Annotated in this window: 5 protein-coding genes; 2 read left to right on the top strand and 3 right to left on the bottom strand. The window is 58.2% G+C overall.

The features are described from left to right. Positions 1–513: 513 nt before the first annotated feature. The 3 genes from C7G41_RS36735 to C7G41_RS38970 form a co-directional block, all read right to left on the bottom strand. Positions 514–1,020 carry a PRC-barrel domain-containing protein gene (locus C7G41_RS36735; protein WP_106947061.1) on the bottom strand — a complete coding sequence of 169 codons (507 nt, stop codon included), beginning with the start codon at positions 1,018–1,020 and terminating at the stop codon, positions 514–516. Positions 1,021–1,164: 144 nt separating this feature from the next. After that, entirely contained in the window at positions 1,165–2,022 is an 858-nt protein-coding gene (locus C7G41_RS36730; protein ID WP_106947060.1) for a hypothetical protein, read from the bottom strand. A gap of 309 nt (positions 2,023–2,331) precedes the next feature. Continuing rightward, positions 2,332–2,562 (bottom strand): methyl-accepting chemotaxis protein, encoded by a 231-nt coding sequence (locus C7G41_RS38970; RefSeq protein WP_306768103.1) that lies wholly within the window; start codon positions 2,560–2,562, stop codon positions 2,332–2,334. On the opposite strand from C7G41_RS38970, the gene C7G41_RS38695 reads away from it, so the two are divergent. Together C7G41_RS38695 and C7G41_RS36720 are read left to right on the top strand one after the other, a co-directional pair. Next, positions 2,519–2,725 (top strand): hypothetical protein, encoded by a 207-nt coding sequence (locus C7G41_RS38695; protein ID WP_245446914.1) that lies wholly within the window; start codon positions 2,519–2,521, stop codon positions 2,723–2,725. The genes C7G41_RS38970 and C7G41_RS38695 overlap by 44 nt on opposite strands. A 346-nt stretch (positions 2,726–3,071) precedes the next feature. Then, positions 3,072–3,257, top strand: a complete 186-nt coding sequence (locus C7G41_RS36720; protein ID WP_106947062.1) for a hypothetical protein — start codon at positions 3,072–3,074, stop codon at positions 3,255–3,257. Positions 3,258–4,034: the final 777 nt, after the last annotated feature.

Raw genomic sequence — 4,034 nt, 5'->3', positions numbered from 1 at the left:
GTCCATGGCATGGTGTCCTCCCTCGAATCTTTGCAAATCCGAAGGAATCACAGGCCAGCCAAAGCCGCTCACCCTTTTCCGGTCAGGCTCTGAGGAGGATCGTATGACCGACACGCAAACGCCTACAGCTTCAGCCCACGAGCAAACTCTACGGAGTATCGAGCAGCTGCTATCGCGCCTGGAGCGAGGCGAACGGAAATTGAAGACGCTTCAACTTTCGATTTCGGGGGTTGGCGCTCCGCGCGGTCTACAGCAAAAAGTCATCCAGTCGCCAGTTGTGTGCCGGTCAGACGGTCAGCGAAGAGGCTCATCGATCTCTCATGACCAAGCGCTGCTCACTCGTGAAGAATTTGCGGCAATGCTAGGGTTGGACAAGCTTCGCAAGCCGGGTCCTTCAAGGCTTCATTGATCACTAGCAGCCCCACTTGCCGCCAGGATAAACCATGCGGGTCGCCACTAGACGTACGACAAATCGCCGCCTCGAGACGAGTGTCCGAGGCGGCGTAGTCCGCCTCAGTATTTGAACTGCGGCATAGCCTTCAATTGGTCCTTGGTCGCGTTGTAGACGACATGATCAGGATACCAGTTTTCGTTTGCTGCACGCACAGGCCGGTTGGAGCGGTTGACTTCTCCAGTCGCGGCACCGGCATTGTTAACGCCTACAGTGGGCTTTTCGGCGGGCGGCGTGGTCGTAGACGTGCGAACGGGCTCGTTGACCCACTTCAGCTTGTCATATGCTACAGCAACATAATGCTCGCCCATACCGAGGAATCCACCAACACCAAGGATGACGTTTACTGTCTTGCCGGACTTGTCGAGAATGACTTCGTTGATGTCGCCGATCTTCTCGTTGGCTTCGTGGTAGACATTGACGCCGACGAGCTTAGAAGCCCGCCATTCGCCTTCCTTATGCGACGAGGCGGCAGTATCAGCGGGAGACTTTGTCGAGGCGGTTTGCGCCGATGCAGAGCACGCGAACAACGCCGTGGTGAGCAAGGCGGCGACGAGATACTTGGACATACGTCCTTCTCCGTTTTGCGAATTGATGTTTTCGAAAAGTGGACGTGCTTAGCGCAGCAGCATGATGAGAATAATCAGCGGGATCGGGATCCCGACGAGCCAAAGCAAAATCGGCATGATGTCTCTCCTTTCGTTTTGGATCAGTTAGCGATTGATAGCAGGGGCGTACGCCTTCTTGCCCCAGGTGCCGTCGCGAAGCCCACCGCCTTCGGTCGCGGCCAGCGACGCTGAGAAGGCGCCGATGAACAGCGAAAGCGTCAGCCAGATCCCAATGTGCATGGCCGCTTTCCTCGCGGCGTCGAGATCAGTTTTAACCTGAGGAACGACGTCGTTGACTCGCTTCTCGGCGTCGGCCTGGCTTAATCCCGTTCGGGCAGACACGACCTTTGCAACGTAGGTGCGGTCGGCAGGACTGACATCGTTGCCGGTGTGGAAGCTGTTAGTGAACAAGCGAACCATCTCACCACGCGAGCTGTCGCCAGTCTGCTGGCCCTGGGCGGACGGATTATCCGTGCGCAGTAGCGTGTCAACGTAGCCGCTCATCGGCGAATTCTGTGCGGCGTTCGCCGCTCCCTGTGTGGCGCCAGCAAGCGTTCCGCCTAGCAGCGTGGTTGCAGGAGCAGCCAACAACACGGCGCCGAGAACCGAGGCGGCCGCCCAAGCCAAAAAGCCATGCGCCGTATCTCGGAAGTGCACTTCGGTCGTCTGCAGGCCGACCCACTTCGTACGGAGACGGCCGGCAAGATAACCGCCAACAGCGGACGAGATCATCGCCATGACGATGAAAAACAGGCCAGTTCCGATCTTGAAGGTCGTCGCGGACACACCCGAATTGCCCCAGGGTGACACCACAGAGAAACCCATGCCTGCGCCAAAGGATAGAAGCACGAGCGTAAGGGCGAGAGACGCAACGGCCCCGGCCAAGACGGCAGCCCAGGAAATCCCGGCTACTGACGGTTGAACCACCCCTACTTGTGCGTCTTCTCGAAAAGCTTGTGACATTTGTTTCTCCCAGCAGCAGCTACTCTGCCCAGAAAATGCCCAGATGGAACGAAGGTTCCATGCATTGATGCGCTGACACTGACGTTTTGGCGGCTAAACGCGGGGGAGCCCCACTTAAGGCTTTGGACGATTTGTCATCCTAGCGACAGCAACTCGGCGGGCACACGCCGAGCCGAATCGGTGCGCCCTCGGCACGTCGGTGATGTTGGTCGCGACCTCATGCATGCCCTGCGCCCGTTGCTGCGCGTTCGCGGAACTTCCTGCGTAGCGGCCCCTCCTCCTCCACGGCCGCAGCAACGGCTGCGGCCGTCAAAAGCAGCTCGATCGTTTCGCTGATCTGCCGGACCGCGGCGACCGACCTCGTCTGTCGCTCCTTGAATAGAGGTGATTTGCTGCCGATTTCGCGGGTGCCCTCGCAGTCTGCTCCGCAAGTACTTTGACCTCCGATGCCAAGGCGGCGAAGCCGTTTCCGGCATCGCCTAGAAGTGCCCCCTCGATGGTCGCATTCCGCGCGAGCGGATTGGTTGCCCGCGATGGCATTGATGAATTCGACGATATCGCCAAGCGGTCTAAGTGCCCGCATCTGTGGTCGACCTGCCAATTGCAAATGTCGGATTGCATTGTGCAGGCCTATGCGCGATCAAGGCCTGAGGCGCCCGGCGCGGCGATGACAATTGGTGGATCGTCCAATCCAGACAGCTGAAGAGAGAAGAGAGCGCGGCAGTGTGACCGGCTACACACTCTGTTAGGGACAATGGAATCTCGCCGGAGGGTGAGACCCATGACGAATGCGGAACACCTACTGCAACAAGCAATTAAGGCCGAGAGGTTGGCGAGGGCCGTAAACGACACGCTGACCATCGAGCGACTTCGGGCTTACGCGGCCGACTGTCGAAAGAAAGCGGCAGGGCAATTAGAGTGCGCAGCCTAAGTCGCCGCGCTTAAGCGCTGCGCTAAGCTCCAGGGGAGCGAGCCCACGTTGTTCAGCAAGGTGATCGCAACGCGCGCTCATCGTCGATAAAGCAGTCCGCATGTTCGAGTGCCGTAAAATGATTGATCCGCACCAGGTGAATACGATCATCTCCACGACAATTTGCGCGTTTTTTGGACATCACCCACACGCGAAAATTGGAATTGAAGAAGCCAAGCTGCTCGCTAAGCAAATTGCTGATGCTATCAACGAAGCGGGACTGCAGATTGCTGCCGCCGATCCGGCGAGTCCAAAAGCTGACTAGTATGCCGCTGGCGATGGTCCAGCGCTCACGCGCGCCCATGAAGGTCGACGCCCGGGCCGCACGGCAGACAGATCATGCGGCCGTCTGAGCCCCTTGGCCGATATCTACTCCCGTTTGAGCTGCAGATACCACCTCCTGAGTTGTATTGCAGCGCAATTGGCGAAGATCAGATTCGCGCTCTCGCCCGTCCATGCGCTCGATGCTCGACGCGTCGTCGAGGAGTACCTGCAAGAGCGCCGCTCCATGCTGGCGGCCATGCGGCGAAGGCCGCAGCGGCGGTTAAATCGCCGCGGCCCGCGCGTGGTCAGATGAAGCCGAGTTAAAAAGAATCAAGTGAAATAGGCAGCCAGCCCGGTGAGAAAACTTCTGCGCCGGTTTGGTCTCGTTTGCAAACATGAATTCGGCCGAACCGAAGTTTATCTGGTGAGCATGTTGTTCCAAGAACGGAACAACTCTGTCATTCTCCCGCACGAACTGGAGCTTGGCGCGTGCGAAACCACAAACCTAAGCAGTGGACCAAGGGCGAATTACAGACGCTGATCAAAATGATCAACGTTGGCTCGACCGCGGGTGAAATTGCGACCGAGCTTGGAAGGTATATCGCGTCCGTCAAACGTGTGGCCCGCGACATGGGATTTTTGCTCCGAAGCGAGAGGACCGCTGCACAGAGACGTAGACCTATAAGTCGCTTGTAGAATCGCTCTATGCTGGCTCAGCCAAACCTTACGGGGAAAGCAGGGAATGGTTAGGCCCGGCGCGTCTTACCGGACAAGGACG

The organism is Bradyrhizobium sp. MOS002 (assembly GCF_003020115.1).
GTDB lineage: Bacteria > Pseudomonadota > Alphaproteobacteria > Rhizobiales > Xanthobacteraceae > Bradyrhizobium.
Note: the sequence above shows the minus strand (reverse complement) of the source record. Positions and strands in the feature narration are given on the sequence as shown.